The 17,909-nt window shown below is 51.5% G+C and carries 15 protein-coding genes; 2 read left to right on the top strand and 13 right to left on the bottom strand.

Annotated features, from left to right (window positions below):
• Positions 1–29: 29 nt before the first annotated feature.
• The 5 genes from glnK to cof form a co-directional block, all read right to left on the bottom strand.
• On the bottom strand, positions 30–368 hold the full coding sequence (gene glnK, locus ATB02_RS01430) for a P-II family nitrogen regulator (RefSeq protein ID WP_000780338.1): 339 nt from the start codon (positions 366–368) through the stop codon (positions 30–32).
• A 180-nt stretch (positions 369–548) separates the two neighbouring features.
• A complete protein-coding gene (locus ATB02_RS01425) occupies positions 549–2,330 on the bottom strand; it encodes a SmdB family multidrug efflux ABC transporter permease/ATP-binding protein (protein WP_074500882.1) in 1,782 nt (593 codons plus the stop codon).
• On the bottom strand, positions 2,323–4,095 hold the full coding sequence (locus ATB02_RS01420; RefSeq protein WP_105270969.1) for a SmdA family multidrug ABC transporter permease/ATP-binding protein: 1,773 nt from the start codon (positions 4,093–4,095) through the stop codon (positions 2,323–2,325). The genes ATB02_RS01425 and ATB02_RS01420 overlap by 8 nt, the downstream gene beginning before the upstream one ends.
• A gap of 29 nt (positions 4,096–4,124) precedes the next feature.
• Positions 4,125–4,583, bottom strand: a complete 459-nt coding sequence (decR, locus tag ATB02_RS01415) for a DNA-binding transcriptional regulator DecR (RefSeq protein ID WP_000884589.1) — start codon at positions 4,581–4,583, stop codon at positions 4,125–4,127.
• A gap of 152 nt (positions 4,584–4,735) precedes the next feature.
• Complete coding sequence (cof, locus tag ATB02_RS01410; protein WP_001305489.1) at positions 4,736–5,554, bottom strand: HMP-PP phosphatase; 819 nt, start codon at positions 5,552–5,554, stop codon at positions 4,736–4,738.
• A gap of 99 nt (positions 5,555–5,653) precedes the next feature.
• On the opposite strand from cof, the gene ATB02_RS01405 reads away from it, so the two are divergent.
• Together ATB02_RS01405 and queC are read left to right on the top strand one after the other, a co-directional pair.
• Positions 5,654–7,354 (top strand): SgrR family transcriptional regulator, encoded by a 1,701-nt coding sequence (locus ATB02_RS01405; protein ID WP_105270968.1) that lies wholly within the window; start codon positions 5,654–5,656, stop codon positions 7,352–7,354.
• Between the two features lie 64 nt (positions 7,355–7,418).
• Positions 7,419–8,114 carry a 7-cyano-7-deazaguanine synthase QueC gene (queC, locus tag ATB02_RS01400; protein WP_000817234.1) on the top strand — a complete coding sequence of 232 codons (696 nt, stop codon included), beginning with the start codon at positions 7,419–7,421 and terminating at the stop codon, positions 8,112–8,114.
• A 51-nt stretch (positions 8,115–8,165) separates the two neighbouring features.
• Here queC and fadM read toward each other — a convergent pair whose 3' ends face one another.
• From fadM to tig, 8 genes are all read right to left on the bottom strand, one after another.
• Positions 8,166–8,564 (bottom strand): long-chain acyl-CoA thioesterase FadM, encoded by a 399-nt coding sequence (gene fadM, locus ATB02_RS01395; RefSeq protein ID WP_001194534.1) that lies wholly within the window; start codon positions 8,562–8,564, stop codon positions 8,166–8,168.
• A gap of 105 nt (positions 8,565–8,669) precedes the next feature.
• Entirely contained in the window at positions 8,670–9,041 is a 372-nt protein-coding gene (locus ATB02_RS01390; protein ID WP_000680297.1) for a helix-hairpin-helix domain-containing protein, read from the bottom strand.
• A 150-nt stretch (positions 9,042–9,191) separates the two neighbouring features.
• A complete protein-coding gene (gene ppiD / locus ATB02_RS01385) occupies positions 9,192–11,063 on the bottom strand; it encodes a peptidylprolyl isomerase (RefSeq protein ID WP_000969383.1) in 1,872 nt (623 codons plus the stop codon).
• Positions 11,064–11,254: 191 nt separating this feature from the next.
• Complete coding sequence (gene hupB, locus ATB02_RS01380) at positions 11,255–11,545, bottom strand: nucleoid-associated protein HU-beta (RefSeq protein WP_254892905.1); 291 nt, start codon at positions 11,543–11,545, stop codon at positions 11,255–11,257.
• A gap of 190 nt (positions 11,546–11,735) precedes the next feature.
• Entirely contained in the window at positions 11,736–14,090 is a 2,355-nt protein-coding gene (gene lon, locus ATB02_RS01375; protein ID WP_001295325.1) for an endopeptidase La, read from the bottom strand.
• 187 nt (positions 14,091–14,277) lie between these two features.
• Entirely contained in the window at positions 14,278–15,552 is a 1,275-nt protein-coding gene (clpX, locus tag ATB02_RS01370; protein ID WP_000130305.1) for an ATP-dependent protease ATP-binding subunit ClpX, read from the bottom strand.
• Between the two features lie 126 nt (positions 15,553–15,678).
• Positions 15,679–16,302 carry an ATP-dependent Clp endopeptidase proteolytic subunit ClpP gene (gene clpP, locus ATB02_RS01360; protein ID WP_000122253.1) on the bottom strand — a complete coding sequence of 208 codons (624 nt, stop codon included), beginning with the start codon at positions 16,300–16,302 and terminating at the stop codon, positions 15,679–15,681.
• A 246-nt stretch (positions 16,303–16,548) separates the two neighbouring features.
• A complete protein-coding gene (tig, locus tag ATB02_RS01355) occupies positions 16,549–17,847 on the bottom strand; it encodes a trigger factor (RefSeq protein ID WP_001198386.1) in 1,299 nt (432 codons plus the stop codon).
• Positions 17,848–17,909: the final 62 nt, after the last annotated feature.

Here is a 17,909-nt window from a genome sequence, read left to right as displayed (position 1 = left end):
TTTTCGTTCCTGTTGCTGTGTGCCAGAGATTACAGCGCCGCTTCGTCGGCTTCGCCGGTACGAATACGAATGACGCGTTGCAATTCAGCGACGAAGATTTTGCCGTCGCCAATTTTTCCGGTGTAAGCCGCTTTGCTGACGATATCGATCACTTCATCGAGTTGGTCATCAGCAATCGCCACATCAATTTTTACTTTTGGCAGAAAGTTGACGCTGTATTCCGCCCCCCGGTACAGCTCGGCATGCCCTTTCTGACGCCCGAAACCTTTCACTTCGGTGACGGTCAGGCCCTGAATACCGATGGAAGATAACGCTTCACGAACGTCTTCCAGCTTGAATGGTTTGATTATCACGGTCACCAGCTTCATAGATCCCCTCCGGTCAGAATTCGGTAATGGTTCTGCTACACGAATAAGGTATTGCAAGCGGTGTGCCAGAAATGAAAAACGAGAAAGAGAGCAGGAAGTTAAGAAGATTGAAAACAAAAACGCACTATGACAGTGCACAGTGCGTTACATTTTTGCACCAACGATGAAATATTGCGCTATTCAGGCGCTCAATGATTCATCTTCACGCACGCTGGCTGCCAGCTCTTCGCCCGCAAGTTGCAGTTGATACATCTGCCAGTAGCGCCCCTGGGCGGCCAGCAGTTGCTGGTGAGTCCCCTGTTCCACAGCCTGACCACGATGAAGCACCAGAATGGTGTCGGCATCGACAATGGTCGATAAGCGGTGAGCAATCACCACAAGCGTAGTGTGTTCACGCACCGCCGCCAGTGCGTGTTGAATCGCCTGTTCAGTACCGGAGTCAATGCTGGCGGTTGCCTCATCAAGGATCAGGATTTGCGGCGTCTCCACCAGCACGCGCGCCAGTGCCAGCAGTTGCTTTTGCCCGACGGAGAGATTATTCCCCTGCTCGCCCAGCGGCGTATAAATACCATCGCTCATGCTGCGCGCCAGCTCCGCCAGTTGCACGGTTTCCAGCGCCTGCCAGACACGTTCTTCGGAGATATCACGTCCCAGCGTCACGTTGGCGAGGAAGGTATCCGCCAGTACCACCGGATCTTGTTGCACCATCGCCACGCCCTGGCGCAGCACGCTGTGACTTAGCGAACTTAATGGACGACCATCAAGGCGAATCTCACCTTCCGTTAGCGGGTAATAGCCCATCAATAAACTGGCGAGGGTACTTTTTCCACTTCCGGTATGCCCCACTAGCGCCACAAAGTTACGCGAAGGCACAGAGAGATTAATATTCTTCAGCACCAGATTGTTATCGCGATAAGCAAATGACACGTTATCGACTTCAATGGTGCCGCTCTGCAACGGGCGATCATCATTGCCATATTGCTGGCGCGGCCCGTCCATCAACTCAAACACGCGCTCACCAGCAACAACAGCCTGTTGCAGCATCGCTTGTTGCGTGGTCAGTTCGATTAAGGGTTCGTTAAGCCGCCCAAGATAGCTGATAAACGCATACAGTACGCCCACTTCAATGGTACCGCTGGCGGAGAAGCCAAACAGCATCAACAAGCCACAAAGAATGAGCGATGAAAACAGACTCAGCAGCGGACGCAGCAGAAAACCGTCGAGGCGCAGGGTTTGCATCCTCGCCATATAGTGTGAACGACTGGCCTCACCCATACGTTCGCCAAATCGCGCCTGCTGACGGAACTGCTGGATGACGCTCATGCCATTGATGATTTCGTTAAAGCCGTCGTTGATATCTGCCAGATAGGCGCGCACACGACGGACAATCGGCGTGCTGTAACGCTGGTATATCACCATTACCACCAGCACCACCGGGAAAATCATTATCGCTACCAGCGCCATTCGCCAGTCGAGACTAAACATCGCCACCAGCATCGCACCCACCAGGGCGGCGCTACGCAGGACCGTTGCCACTACGGTAACGTAGAGGTCGCGGATCACTTCAGTATCATTGGTAACGCGGGAAATCACCTGCCCGACCGGCTGAGTATCAAACTCACTCAACGGTTGGCGTAACGCAGCATCCATCACGTCGGTACGCAACTGTTGTACCACGCCAACCGCCGCCCGATTAAACAGCAGCGACTGCGCGTAATGTAGCCCGGCGGCAAACAGTTGTAGCCCAACATACGCCGCAGCCAGCCCGGCAACCACTTTCAACGGCAGGTTATTTTTCGCTACCATATTGTCGATAAAATAGCTGATAAGCAGCGGCCCGCTGACTTCTGCCGCCGCCGCAACCCACATCATCAGGACCGCAATCCCCAACGGTTTCCGCCACGGTGAACCGTACGCTAACAGGCGCTTGAGAGTCGGCCACAGTTGGCTAAAACTACGCATCGATGGCCTCCTCGCGAATTTCCGGAGCGTCGTCGAGCGCCGCCTCCAGTTGTTGATAGCGATACATATCGCGATACCAGCCGCTTTGTTGTGCCAGCACATCATGATTGCCACGCTGGGCGATATGTCCGTGCTGCATCACAATAATTTCACTGGCTTCCGTCAGTGCAGAAAGGCGATGGGCACTGATGATTACCGTCCTTCCCTGCCCCCACTGGCGCAGGTTATGCAGGATCTGGTGCTCTGTGCGTCCGTCCACCGCCGAAAGCGCATCATCAAGGATGAGGATTTCCGCGTTGACTAATAACGCACGAGCAATGGAGATACGCTGTTTTTGCCCACCAGAAAGCATCACGCCGCGCTCGCCCACCTCTGTATCGTAACCTTGCGGTAGACGCAAAATATCGTCATGTACGCTGGCTAACCGCGCGACATGCTCAATCTCTTGCTGTGTGGCATTCGGGCAACCTAGCGCGATGTTGTTCGCCACGGTGTCGGAAAAAAGGAATGGCGTCTGGCTGACCACCGCCAGGCGGCTACGCCAGCTATCGAGTTGTAACTTCGTCAGAGGAATATCATGAAAGCGAATATGCCCCTCGCTGACGTCGAAATGACGCTGAATGAGCGACAACAGGGTACTTTTGCCGGAACCAGTCGGCCCGCAGATACCCAGCATCTGACCGGGTTTCAGGGCGAAATTGACGTTTTCCAGCGCAGGATGGTCAGTCTGCGGATACATAAACTGGCGAATATTTACATCCAGTTCACCACGACCTTCTGGCACTGGTTCGCTACCATCGTTCACCACCGGCGCTTCCGCCAGCATCGCGCGAATACGGCTGTACGCAGCACTACCACGCTCCACTATGTTAAACATCCATGCCAGCGCCAGCATCGGCCAAATCATCAGACCTAAATACATCATAAAACTGGTGAGCTGGCCCAGCGTTAAACTGCCCTGCACCACCATCCAACTACCGCCGCCAATCGCCAGCAAGTTCGCCATACCAATCGCGATATAGATGGTCGGGTCGAAACGAGCATCAATACGCGCCACCCGCATGTTTTTTTTGCCGGTATCTTCGGCATCCGCGGCAAATAACGCCGACTGGCGATCTTCCAGACCAAAGGCTTTGATCATGCGGATACTGGTGAGGCTTTCTTGAGTTCGGTCATTAAGACTGGAAAACGCCGCCTGCGCCAACTTAAAACGTTCATGTAAGGCATCGCCGTTGCGCTTAATCATGATCGCCATCACTGGCATCGGCAACAGGGCAAATAAGGTCAACTGCCAGCTAATTTGCGTTGACATCATAATCAACACAGCGCAGCCCATCACCAGTGAATCCACCAGCGTCAGCACCCCTTCTCCGGCGGCAAACACGACCCGATCGACGTCATTGGTCGCACGAGCCATGAGGTCACCCGTGCGATGACGCAGATAAAACTCAGGATGCTGCCGGCTTAGCTGACGGTAATAATCTTCACGCAGTTCAACAGCCAATTGATAGGACGCGCCGAACAGCAATACGCGCCAGACGTAACGCAGGAGATAAACTACGACTGCAATCAGCACCATGGTAGCGATCCACATCAGGATCTGCCCGGTAGTAAAGTGTTGTTCTGTCACGCCATCGACAACAATACCAACCACCTTCGGCGGAACCAGTTGCAGCATCGCGATAATGACAAGCAAGGCAACAGCCCCGAGATAGCGACGCCATTCCCGACGGAAATACCAGCTTAATTGAGCAAATAATCGCACGCGTAGTGTCCTGACCTGATTCTGGATATTTATTCGATGGGTAAAGAAGTGGTGTATTTAATCTGTTCCATCGCGAAGCTGGAAGTGACGTCCGACAGCCCCGGCACGCTGTTTACCAGACGCTTATAAAACTCGTCGTAGCGTTTCATATCGGCAACCTGGACGCGCATCAGATAATCGTATTCCCCGGCCATGCGCCAGAACCCCAGCACTTCTGGCATTTCAGTAACCACCGTCACAAAGCGGCAATACCATTCGCTGCTGTGATGTTGCGTTTTTATCAGCACAAAGGCGGTCAGACCGAGGCCAATTTTTTCCGGGTCCAACAGGGCGACTTTGCCGATAAGGATACCGTCATCCTCCAACCGTTTCAGTCGCTTCCAGCAAGGCGTGGTTGTCAGATTAACGGCTTCAGCCAATGCCTGCAAAGAGAGGGTGCAATCCTGCTGTAGTAAGGCCAGCAGCTTACGGTCAATTTTATCTAACATAACCCTTCCACAGAGAATTTTTTTCTCTTTTAATTCTATTTTAAAGGTGAAATCGCGACAATTTATTCTGTGCGGTTTAAACATCACGGCACAAAATGACAAATTCAACGCAAAAAAAACCGGGCAATTGCCCGGTGCTGGAAGGGATCTCGTTATTCGGGGGAATAAGGTAGATGTGGATAGTCCAGCCAGTGCGTCAAATAGTGAGAGACCGCCTGATTTCGGCAATGTCCAATCACCGGTAAATGAGGGAGCTCCGCGCGCAGTTGCGGCATCGCATTGCCCATAATAAAGCCGCTACCGACGCTGCCTAACATTTCGCGATCGTTCATCGCATCACCAAAGGCCATGCAATCGCGCAACGATAAACCTAAATGTTGGGTCAGCACCGTCAATGCAGCGCCTTTATTGCAGCCCACCGGGAGCACTTCGAGGCAATCCGTCGCGGAAAAACACAAATGTGCACGCTCGCCTAATGCTTCGTGTAGTTGGATCTGCAAGCGTGTAAGATCGTCGTGATCGCCACAGAAGCAGATCTTGGTGACGCTGCCGAGTGGCATTTTTTTAACATCGATTATCTGATAACGAAAACCGCTATAGACAAATGCCTGCAACAACGCAGGGATCTCTTTTCCGGTAAACCAACCATCGTCATTGAAAATATGCATGCTAGCTCGGGTATCCCATTGCTGATACAGCACCAGCTCTGCCACATCCGCAGGTAAATCATCACGATGTAAAAGTTCACCTTCCAGAGAATGCACGCGCGTTCCGTTGCCGGTAATCAAATACGCATCCAGCGATAGCGCCCCGAGAATATGCTGCATCTCCAGCGCATGACGACCTGTGGCGAAAGTGAGGGTAATGTCGCGTTCACGCAGTCGTGCCAAAGTAGAGAGTGTTTTCTCACCTAAATGATGGTCAGGCATCAATAAAGTGCCGTCCATATCAAATGCTGCCAGACGAGCCATTTCTTTCTCCACTCTGTGACACGGTTAATAGTGATTGAGTATCACCTGATATATACGGAAGTAATAGTGAATAGTTAAATAATATTGTTCCGGGTTTATATGCGACTGCTCAACCGTCTTAACCAGTATCAACGTCTGTGGCAACCTTCCGCCGGAAAGCCGCAAACCGTCACCGTCAGCGAACTGGCCGAACGCTGTTTTTGCAGCGAACGCCATGTTCGTACGCTGTTACGCCAGGCACAGGAGGCGGGATGGCTGGAGTGGCAGGCGCAGTCAGGACGCGGAAAGCGCGGTCAACTACGCTTTCTGGTCACGCCAGAATCGCTACGCAATGCGATGATGGAACAGGCGCTGGAAACCGGAAAGCAGCAAGATGTGCTGGAGCTGGCGCAACTGGCCCCAGGTGAGCTGCGCACTCTGTTACAGCCGTTTATGGGCGGACAATGGCAAAACGATACGCCCACGTTGCGTATTCCCTACTATCGCCCGCTCGAACCGCTACAACCGGGCTTTTTGCCCGGCCGTGCCGAGCAGCATCTCGCCGGGCAAATATTTTCCGGCCTGACCCGCTTCGATAATAATACCCAGCACCCGATTGGCGATTTAGCGCATCACTGGGAAACCTCTGCTGACGGGTTACGCTGGGACTTTCATCTTCGCTCAACCCTACACTGGCATAACGGCGATGCAGTAAAAGCCTCACACTTACACCAGCGGTTATTGATGCTGTTACAACTGCCAGCACTGGATCTATTATTTATTAGCGTGAAGCGTATTGAAGTCACCCATCCGCAGTGTCTGACCTTCTTTTTACATCGCCCCGATTACTGGCTTGCGCACCGGCTGGCGAGCTACTGCAGCCATCTGGCGCATCCGCAATTCCCCCTGATCGGCACTGGTCCTTTTCGCTTAACACAATTCACAGCGGAACTGGTGCGCCTGGAGAGTCATGATTATTACCATTTACGTCATCCGCTGCTTAAAGCGGTTGAGTACTGGATAACTCCGCCGCTTTTCGAAAAAGATTTGGGAACCAGTTGTCGGCATCCCGTGCAAATCACTATCGGCAAACCTGAGGAGCTGCAACGGGTCAGCCAGGTCAGTAGTGGCATCAGTTTAGGTTTTTGCTATTTAACGTTGCGCAAAAGTCCCCGACTGTCCCTCTGGCAGGCGCGAAAAGTGATCTCCATTATTCATCAATCCGGTTTATTACAAACGTTAGAAGTCGGAGAAAACCTGATCACCGCCAGTCATGAATTACTGCCTGGCTGGACTATTCCACAATGGCAAGTACCGGATGACGTCAAACTACCGAAAACCTTGACGCTGGTTTATCACCTACCGATAGAACTTCATACCATGGCAGAACGCCTACAGGCGACACTGGCCGCGGAAGGCTGTGAACTTACAATTATTTTTCATAACGCAAAAAACTGGGACGACACGACCCTACTGGCACACGCAGACCTCATGATGGGCGACAGGTTAATTGGCGAAGCGCCGGAATATACCCTGGAGCAATGGCTGCGATGCGATCCACTGTGGCCACATGTTTTCGAGGCTCCAGCATATGCACATTTGCAATCGACACTGGACGCGGTGCAAGTAATGCCTGATGAGGAAAACCGATTTAATGCCCTGAAAGCGGTTTTTAGCCAGTTAATGGCAGATGCGACGCTGACGCCGCTGTTCAACTATCACTATCGCATTAGCGCCCCTCCCGGCGTGAACGGTGTGCGGCTGACACCGCGAGGCTGGTTTGAATTTACCGAAGCCTGGCTTCCCGCGCCGTCGCAATGAATAGCTGGTCCGGGTTAATCGCAGGCGTTACCATAACGCTTTTATTGTTCAAGCAGGATTATCTATGAAACGTGCTGTCGTTGTGTTCAGTGGAGGCCAGGATTCCACCACCTGTCTGGTGCAGGCATTACAACAATATGATGAAGTCCATTGCGTGACGTTCGATTACGGTCAGCGACATCGCGCAGAAATCGACGTGGCACGCGAACTGGCGCTGAAACTGGGCGCTCGTGCACATAAAGTGCTGGATGTAACGCTGCTCAACGAACTGGCGGTCAGCAGCCTGACGCGTGACAGCATTCCGGTGCCTGATTATGAACCTGAAGCTGATGGCATCCCGAATACGTTTGTCCCTGGGCGTAATATTTTGTTCCTGACACTGGCGGCAATATATGCGTATCAGGTAAAAGCAGAAGCCGTAATTACCGGCGTCTGCGAAACGGATTTCTCCGGCTACCCAGATTGCCGCGATGAGTTTGTGAAAGCACTAAACCATGCTGTCAGTTTAGGCATGGCGAAAGATATTCGTTTTGAAACGCCGCTGATGTGGATTGATAAAGCGGAAACCTGGGCGCTGGCTGATTATTACGGCAAACTAGATTTAGTCCGTAACGAAACGTTGACCTGCTATAACGGCATTAAAGGCGACGGTTGCGGTCATTGTGCGGCGTGTAATTTACGCTCCAACGGTTTGCATCATTATCTGGCCGATAAACCGACGGTGATGGCAGCGATGAAGCAGAAAACCGGGTTGAAGTAATTATTCCGGGTGTCGCCGGATGCGGCTTGAGCATCCGGCACCACAAAACGTTTACTTAACCATCTGCTCCAGCTTTTCGCGCAATTCCCCTTCCAGAGCTAATGCTTTCTGCGTTTTAAGATCAATACAAACAAACGTAATAAGCGCATCCGCGACTACCTGCCCTTCCGGCTCCAGTGTAATGACCTGGCTTAAGATGCCGCTTTTACCGTTTAATTGCTGCAACTGACTGGTAATGGTTAACAGGTCGCTTAATACCGCCGGGCGACGATAGTTAATATTGATATTGACCACGACGAAGGCGATGTTATGGGCCGTCATCCACTGAAAACTGTCGCTATTTTCCAACCCATCCCAGCGGGCTTCTTCGAGAAACTCAAGGTAGCGGGCGTTGTTTACGTGCTGGTAAACGTCGAGATGATATCCACGAACTTTGATTTGTGTTTGCATAGCGCAATAACCTTACGTTGTTGTTATAAGAACTGTTATAAGTGCAGAGGTCATAACTGGTATGACCTCTTCAGTCTGGCAAAAATTTGCCACTATGCAAATTAATTACAGGGTTAATACCGCCAGATTACGTTCCACCAGCGAATTGCCCATCCCCGGCACCTGCTTGAGATCCTCCACCGTTTTAAACGGACCGTACTCTTCGCGATAACTGACAATCGCCTGCGCCTTCTTCAGGCCAACGCCATTCATCGCGCGGGCTAACTCTTCCGCGCTGGCATTATTAATGCTGACCCGGGTACCTTCTTCGTCACTGGCTTTAGTCGGTACTGCTGCTTTACTTTGTGCTGCAGGAGCTTCCGCTTTGGTTTCTACCGTTGTCGGTTTCGCCGCAGGAGCTGCCGCCAGCGCGCTATGAGACATTCCGGCACAGGCCAGGGACAGGGTAATGAGCAGTGCTTTAATTCCGTGTTTCATACTGTTTTCTCCTTGTTTGTTAACAGTGGAATCACCTTAACGACAGTGAAAACAGGAAACAAATGGCAATGTTCAGAAATGGAAAAGGCCGCGAAAGCGACCTTTTCTTGTTACAGCTGCAAAGCATTTTTTTGCGAGGCGGCTTCAGGATTATTGCTGTTCCAGCGCATCGCCAATTTTGATTTTCGCCTCTTTACGCAGGTTACTCATCAGAGCTTCAAAGACGATTTGTGCGTTGTTCTGGGTGATACCCTGCACCATCGCTTTTTTCTGCTCTTCCGGCATTGAACCTTGTTTCACTTCATCCAGCGCCAGCAGAACCACATTACCTTGCATATCGGTCGCCATACCGTAGCTCGGTTTGTCTTTCGCTGGCAGTGGCAGTGCAAACGCCGCCTGGCTAATCGGGTCACGACCGGAACGGCTTAAGGTTTTCGGCTCGCCAAATTTCAGACCGGCGGCCTGCATAGCTTCTGCACCTTTGCCGGCTTTCAAATCAACCAGCAGTTTTTCAGCATCCACTTTCGCCTGTTGTTCAGCTTTGTTGTGCTGAACCAGTGCCTTAACTTGTTCCTGAACATCTGCCAACGGTTTCACCGCTTCCGGTTTGTGCTCGCTGATGCGCAGCACGAATGCGCGATCGCCGTCTACGGTGATGATGTCAGAGTTGATGCCCGGCGCGCCGTTTTCACCTACCAGACCGCCGTTGAAGATAGCGTCTGCAACCGGCTTAAAGTTCAACTCTTCCGGCAGGTTATCTTTGCTGAACCAGCCAGTCTGAGTGGCTTTAACGCCCGCAGCTTGCTCTGCACCGGCCAGAGACTCGGTATCATTGCTTGCTGCATCGCTCACTTTCTGCTGCAGTGCGTAGTACGCATCGAGGGCTTTTTCGTGTTTCACTTTCGCCGCGACATCGTCACGCACTTCGTCTAACGACTTCACTTTCGCTGGCTGAATGTCGTCCAGACGTACAATCAGGAAACCGACCGAAGATTTGATGACACCAGAGAGTTGGCCTTTTTCTTTCAGACCAGCATTTTTCAGTTCGTCCGGGATAGTGGCATCTTCTAACCAACCCATATCGCCGCCGTTACGGGCAGAGATAATATCGGCAGATTTTTCTTTGGCTAACGCAGCAAAATCACCGCCTTTATTCAGCTCATCAAGTACCGCTTTCGCTTCATCTTCAGTTTTGGTCTGGATGATGCTGTAGCGGGTACGCTGCGGCTGGGTGAATTGATCCTGATGCTGATCGTAGTAGCTCTGGATATCCGCATCGCTAACCGGTTGCTGCATCGTTGCGGCATCCAGCTTGATGTAACTCACGCGGAATTGTTCCGGCGTCATGAAATTGTTTTTGTTTTGTTCGTAGTAGCTGGCAATTTCCTGTTCGGTCACAGGCTGCTTCGCCGCCAGCGCGTTAACATCGATAGTCGCTTCACGTACCACGCGTTGTTGAGCTACCAGTGCCGCCAGCTCGTCGGTTTCACCTTTCAGCATAAAATCGGTACCGGCAACGCCGTTAATCAGCTGTTGAGTAGTGAGCTGGTTACGTAGCGCCTGGGCGTACTGATCGGCGGTCATCCCCATCTGGTTGAGGATACCGTTATAGCGGCTGTTATCAAATTTGCCGTCAACCTGGAAGGCTGGGGTCGCGAAAATCGCCTGTTTAACCTGCTCATCACTGATACCCAGTTTCAGCTCACGAGCGTACTGATCCAGCAGCGCCTCGTCGATCAGACGATTCAGCACCTGTTGACGCAGGGTTTTCATATAGCCTTCGTTCGCTGCAAGCTCAGAGTATTGATCGCCCAGCTGTTGCTGCATGCGATTACGCTCGCTGTTGAAGGCGTTCTCGAACTGCCCACGGCTGATTTCCTGGTCATTCACTTTTGCGGCGTAGTTATTGCCTCCGCCAATCAGGTAACCACTCACGCCGGTCAATATGAACGACACGATAATGATACCGAAAATAATCTTGAGCACGAGACTGTTTGCAGCCGTGCGTAAGCTGTCCATCATGGTGTAACAACACTCCGCTGTAGATGACTGTGTACCTCACGCAACGTATCGATGCGCGCAAAGGCCTATTGTGACAAGAAACGGGGGCAATTGTCAGCCCACAAGACGCAGAAAGTCACCGAATACAAATAAAAAAGGCACATCAGTAGATGCGCCCTTGAACTTCGTCACATCCCCACTGGGGACAACGCTTAGTTTACCGCGTCTTTCAGTGCTTTACCTGCACGGAAGCTCGGTACTTTAGCGGCAGCGATGGTGATCTCTTTACCGGTCTGCGGGTTGCGGCCAGTACGGGCAGCACGCTCTTTAACGGCAAAAGTACCAAAACCTACCAGTGCTACATCATCCCCTTCTTTCAGAGATTCAGTTACGGAAGCAATAATAGCATCTAACGCACGGCCAGCCGCAGCTTTAGAGATATCAGCCCCTGCAGCAATCTTGTCGATCAATTGAGATTTATTCACTCTTCTCTTCCTCTTTATAATTTATATCGCACTTGAATCCTTCAAGGTACGAACGCGCAGCAGTTATATCAGGCCAGCCATCCCCTTACAACACCCCTTAATAAGGGCAAGCCCAATCCGCCATCTAACTTAGCGAGACAAAAAAAGGCTGGCAAGTCCGAATTAGCCTGCCAGCCCTGTTTTTATTAGTGCATTTTGCGCGAGGTCACTATTTTGCAGTCACAACCTGCATGCCAGACGGTTCATTTTGCAGCGCCAGAGTCAGAACTTCCTCAATGCGTTTCACAGGATGAATGTCCAGATCAGCAATTACGTTGTCAGGAATCTCTTCCAGATCGCGTTTATTTTCGAACGGAATTAACACTGTTTTAATCCCGCCACGATGCGCCGCTAACAGTTTTTCTTTCAAACCACCGATAGGCAGTACCTGACCACGCAGAGTGATCTCACCGGTCATTGCCACATCGGCACGAACCGGGTTACCGGTCAGGCAAGAAACCAGCGCAGTGCACATGGCAATACCGGCGCTCGGGCCATCTTTCGGCGTCGCGCCTTCCGGTACGTGAACGTGGATGTCGCGTTTTTCGTAAAAATCAGGGTTGATCCCCAGTTTTTCTGCACGCGCACGAACCACCGTTAACGCCGCCTGAATGGACTCTTGCATCACTTCGCCGAGCGAACCGGTATAGGTCAGTTTGCCTTTACCCGGAACGCACGCAGTTTCAATGGTCAGCAAGTCGCCACCCACTTCTGTCCACGCCAGACCGGTTACCTGGCCGACACGGTTTTCGTTATCCGCGCGACCATAGTCGAAACGCTGAACACCGAGGTAGTCATGCAGGTTATCGCCGTTAATTTCGATATGTTTTAATGACTTATCGAGCAGTAACTGCTTAACCGCTTTGCGACACAGTTTGGAGATTTCACGCTCCAGGCCACGCACGCCCGCCTCACGGGTGTAGTAACGAATAATGCCGATAATGGCGCTATCGTCGACGGTCAGTTCACCTTTTTTCAGTGCATTACGTTCAATCTGCTTCGGCAGCAGGTGACGTTTGGCGATGTTCAGTTTTTCATCTTCGGTATAACCGGAGAGGCGAATCACTTCCATACGATCCAGCAGCGGTGCCGGAATGTTCATGGAATTCGACGTCGCGACAAACATCACGTCGCTGAGATCGTAATCCACTTCCAGGTAGTGGTCGCTGAACGCTACGTTCTGCTCTGGATCCAGCACTTCAAGCAGTGCGGAAGCCGGATCGCCTCGCATGTCAGAAGACATTTTGTCGATCTCATCGAGCAGGAACAGCGGGTTTTTCACGCCCACTTTCGCCATTTTCTGGATCAGTTTACCCGGCATAGAACCGATGTAAGTACGGCGGTGACCACGGATTTCCGCTTCGTCACGCACGCCGCCCAGCGCCATACGAACATATTTACGTCCGGTAGCTTTGGCGATGGACTGACCAAGAGAAGTTTTACCTACCCCCGGCGGCCCTACCAGGCAGAGGATCGGTCCCTTGATTTTGTTGACACGGCTTTGAACCGCAAGATACTCAAGGATGCGATCTTTCACGCGCTCCAGACCATAATGGTCGGTATCAAGGATTTCCTGCGCCTGACGCAGGTCTTTTTTGACCTTGCTACGCGCATTCCACGGTACCTGTACCATCCAGTCGATATAACCACGCACTACGGTCGCTTCTGCCGACATCGGAGACATCATTTTCAGCTTCTGCAACTCTGCTTCCGCTTTCTCTTTTGCCTCTTTCGGCATTTTCGCCGCGTCGATTTTGCGCTTCAGGGCTTCGTTTTCGTCCGGCGCGTCGTCCATTTCACCGAGTTCTTTCTGAATAGCTTTCATTTGCTCGTTCAGATAGTACTCACGCTGGGATTTCTCCATCTGCTTTTTAACGCGGTTGCGAATGCGTTTCTCAACCTGCAGCAGATCGATTTCCGATTCCATCATTGCCATCAGATATTCCAGACGTTCGTTGACGTCGGACATCTCCAGAACGGACTGTTTGTCAGCCAGTTTCAGCGGCATATGCGCAGCAATGGTATCCGCCAGACGCGCCGGATCGTCGATGCTATTCAGCGACGTCAGCACTTCTGGTGGAATTTTTTTGTTCAGCTTGATGTAGCCTTCGAACTGGCTGATTGCAGTACGCACCAGCACTTCCTGTTCCCGCTCATCAATGGTCGGCGACTCCAGATACTCCGCCTTCGCAGAAAAGTGTTCGCCATTGTCAGAGAGCGCAGAAATACGCGCGCGCTGTAACCCCTCGACCAGCACTTTGACGGTGCCGTCAGGCAGTTTCAGCATCTGCAATATAGAGGCCACGGTCCCGACGGTGAAAAGATCGTTTACACCCGGCTCATCCGTTGAAGCTTCTTTCTGCGCGACCAGCATAATTTTTTTATCATGGTCCATCGCCGCTTCCAGACAACGGATAGATTTTTCCCGCCCGACAAATAAGGGGATGACCATGTGCGGATAAACCACCACATCGCGCAGCGGCAATACGGGGATTTCAATGCGTTCAGAACGCTCAGGATTCATAGAGCTCTCTCTTAGTTTAATTTCCGCCAGGTAATCAGATGACACGACTGTGCTTCACGCCATCTATTAACATGTACGTCAGTATATGGGGATGTTTCCCCCACATTCAACGCCGAGAATAGAGGAAAAATTAAAGGGGAGATAAAATCCCCCCTTTTTGGTTAACTAATTGTATGGGAATGGTTAATTATTCACCAGATGCCTGTTGCGCTTCCGGCTTGCCATAAATCAGCAACGGCTTGCTTTGACCATCAATTACCGATTCGTCGATAACCACTTTTTCGACGTCTTCCATGGACGGCAGATCGTACATGGTATCGAGCAGTGCGGCTTCTACGATGGAACGCAGGCCACGAGCACCGGTTTTACGCGCCATCGCTTTCTTAGCGATAGCATCCAGCGCCTCGTCACGGAATTCCAGATCCACGCCTTCCAGATTAAACAGCGCCTGATACTGCTTGGTCAGGGCGTTTTTCGGCTCTTTGAGGATCTGAATCAGAGCTTCTTCGCTCAGTTCATTCAACGTTGCGACAACCGGCAGACGACCAATGAACTCAGGGATCAGACCAAACTTGATCAGATCTTCCGGTTCAACCTGCGCCAGCAGCTCGCCTTCACTTGCTTTGTCAGATTTCGCTTTTACCGTCGCGCCAAAACCAATGCCGGAGCCTGTTTCTACACGATGGGAAATCACTTTATCCAGACCGGCAAATGCACCGCCACAGATAAACAGGATCTTAGAGGTATCAACCTGCAAGAATTCCTGCTGCGGATGTTTACGCCCACCTTGCGGTGGAACAGCAGCTACCGTACCTTCGATCAGTTTCAACAGTGCCTGCTGTACGCCTTCACCGGAAACGTCTCGGGTAATGGACGGGTTGTCTGACTTACGAGAAATCTTGTCGATTTCATCGATGTAGACAATCCCGCGCTGCGCTTTCTGTACGTCGTAATCGCACTTTTGCAACAGCTTCTGAATGATGTTTTCAACGTCTTCGCCCACATAACCGGCTTCGGTCAGCGTGGTTGCATCGGCCATGGTGAACGGGACGTCCAGCAGGCGCGCCAGCGTTTCGGCCAGCAGCGTTTTACCGGAACCGGTCGGACCGATCAGCAGAATGTTACTTTTGCCCAACTCGACACCATTGCTGGTATCTCCGTTGCGCAGACGTTTGTAGTGGTTGTATACCGCGACCGCCAGCACTTTTTTCGCCTGTTCCTGACCGATAACGTAATCGTCCAGGTGGTTGCGAATTTCATGCGGCGTCGGTAGCGCACTGCGTTCACGATGCGGTGCAACTTCTTTAATCTCTTCGCGAATGATGTCGTTACATAAATCAACACATTCGTCGCAGATATACACGGATGGACCGGCAATCAGCTTGCGCACTTCATGCTGGCTTTTGCCGCAAAAAGAGCAATACAGCAATTTGCCTGAGCCATCTTTGCGTTTATCTGTCATGGGTCAAAACCTCTTCTTTGTTCTTTGTGCCGCACACGACGACGCAAATGCCATTCTCAGGCGCAAGCCGCTTTATAGCGTTGTGCCGCCCTGGATAAGTATAGCGGCACAGTTGCGCCTCTGGCATCAATTACGATGGGTCAGAATCGAATCGACCAGACCGTATTCCACCGCTTCAGGGGCGGAAAGGAAGCGATCGCGCTCGGTGTCACGTTCAATCTGTTCTAATGATTGACCCGTATGAAGCGCCATAAGTTCATTCATACGCCCTTTAACTTTCAGAATTTCACGGGCATGAATTTCGATATCGGTCGCCTGGCCCTGGTAGCCGCCCAACGGCTGGTGAATCATCACGCGCGAATTCGGCAGGCAGAAACGTTTACCTTTTGCCCCTGCAGTCAGCAAGAAAGCGCCCATCGAAGCCGCCTGGCCCATACAGATGGTGCTGACATCAGGCTTGATAAACTGCATGGTGTCATAGATAGACATCCCGGCAGTGATCACCCCGCCTGGGGAGTTAATGTACAGATAGATATCTTTTTCTGGGTTTTCTGCTTCCAGGAACAGCATCTGCGCCACAATCAGGTTAGCCATGTGGTCTTCAACCTGGCCAGTCAGAAAAATGACGCGTTCCTTAAGTAGACGAGAATAGATATCAAAAGAGCGCTCACCACGTGAGGTCTGTTCAATGACCATCGGCACCAGCGCCATATGGGGTGCAAAGTTATCTCGTTCGCCGCTGTATGACATTTCCGTCTCCTGGATAAAATTGAAAAAACCTGCTGTACCGATTGTAACCTTATGGACGGATTATCAGCTAGTCCCTGTGTTATGGGTACGGCATCACCATATTTCAAGCATAACAATCTTTTGTTGTTACGCTAACACCGAAAGAGGCTTTTCGCACGGTTCCATGCAAAATTCATGACAAAAAAAAGACCCACCACCTGGCGGTGATGGGCCTTTGTGCGAATTTAGCGCGTTATGCTGCGTAAATTACGCCTGCTGGTTCATCAGCTCGTTGAAAGTGGTTTCTTTTTCAGTCACTTTCGCTTTCGCCAGTACAGCTTCAACAGCCTGTTCTTCCAGAGCAACATTGCGCATGTTGTCCATCAGTTCTTTGTTTTTGCTGTAGAACTCGATAACTTCTTTCGGATCTTCGTACGCAGAAGCCATCTCTTCGATCAGGCCTTTCACGCGTTCTTCGTCAGCTTTCAGCTCGTTGGTGCGGATAACTTCGCCCAGCAGCAGGCCAACAACTACGCGGCGTTTAGCTTGTTCTTCGAACAGTTCGCGCGGCAGTTCCAGAGCCTGTTTTTCGTTACCGCCGAAACGCTGTGCAGCCTGGCGACGCAGAACGTCGATTTCGCTGTCGATCAGCGCAGCCGGTACGTCGATGTCGTTAGCTTTTACCAGACCTTCGATCGCCTGAGACTTAACGCGGTTACGGATGGCGCTCTTCAGCTCGCGCTCCATGTTTTTACGCACTTCAGCGCGCAGACCTTCTACGGAACCATCTTCAACGCCGAAACGTTTGATGAATTCTGCAGTCAGTTCCGGCAGTTCACGCTCTTCAACTTTCTTCAGGTTGATAGCGAATTTCGCTGCTTTACCTTTCAGGTTTTCTGCGTGGTACTCTTCCGGGAAGGTCACGTCGATGGTGAACTCTTCGCCAGCTTTGTGGCCTTTGATACCGTCTTCAAAGCCCGGGATCATACGACCCTGGCCCATCGCCAGTACGAAATCAGACGCTTTACCGCCTTCGAACTCTTCGCCGTCTACAGAACCGGTGAAGTCGATGGTTACGCGGTCTTCTGCTTCAACAGCGCCGTCTTTTTCTTTCCAGGTCGCCTGCTGTTTACGCAGAGTATCCAGCATGCCGTCAACGTCAGCGTCGGTCACTTCAACGATCGGTTTTTCAACTTCGATCGCTTCCAGACCCTGCAGTTCAACTTCCGGATAAACTTCAAACTCTACAGAGTAGGTGAAGTCTTCACCCAGCTTGTATTCGCCCGGAACATAAGTCGGTGCGCCAGCCGGATTGATTTTTTCTTTAATGATGGCGTCAATGAAGTTACGGCTCATCAGGTCACCCAGAACGTCCTGGCGTACAGAGGCGCCATAACGCTGAGCAACGATATTCATTGGCACTTTGCCTTTGCGGAAGCCGTCAATACGTACTTTTTTCGCAACGTTGACCAGCTCGCTTTTAACAGCGGTCTCGATGCTGTCAGCAGCGATAGTAATCGTTACACGGCGGCCAAGGCCTTGAGTGGTTTCAACTGAAACTTGCATCTTGTTACCTCAAAAAATCACAGTGCTCGGTCAACTCTTACCCCGCAAGCACAGGTTGTTGG

The sequence above is a fragment of the Escherichia sp. MOD1-EC5189 genome (assembly GCF_002966045.1).
GTDB lineage: Bacteria > Pseudomonadota > Gammaproteobacteria > Enterobacterales > Enterobacteriaceae > Escherichia > Escherichia coli_F.
The sequence above is the reverse complement of the archived record's forward strand: the minus strand, read 5'-3'. Positions and strand labels throughout refer to the sequence as shown.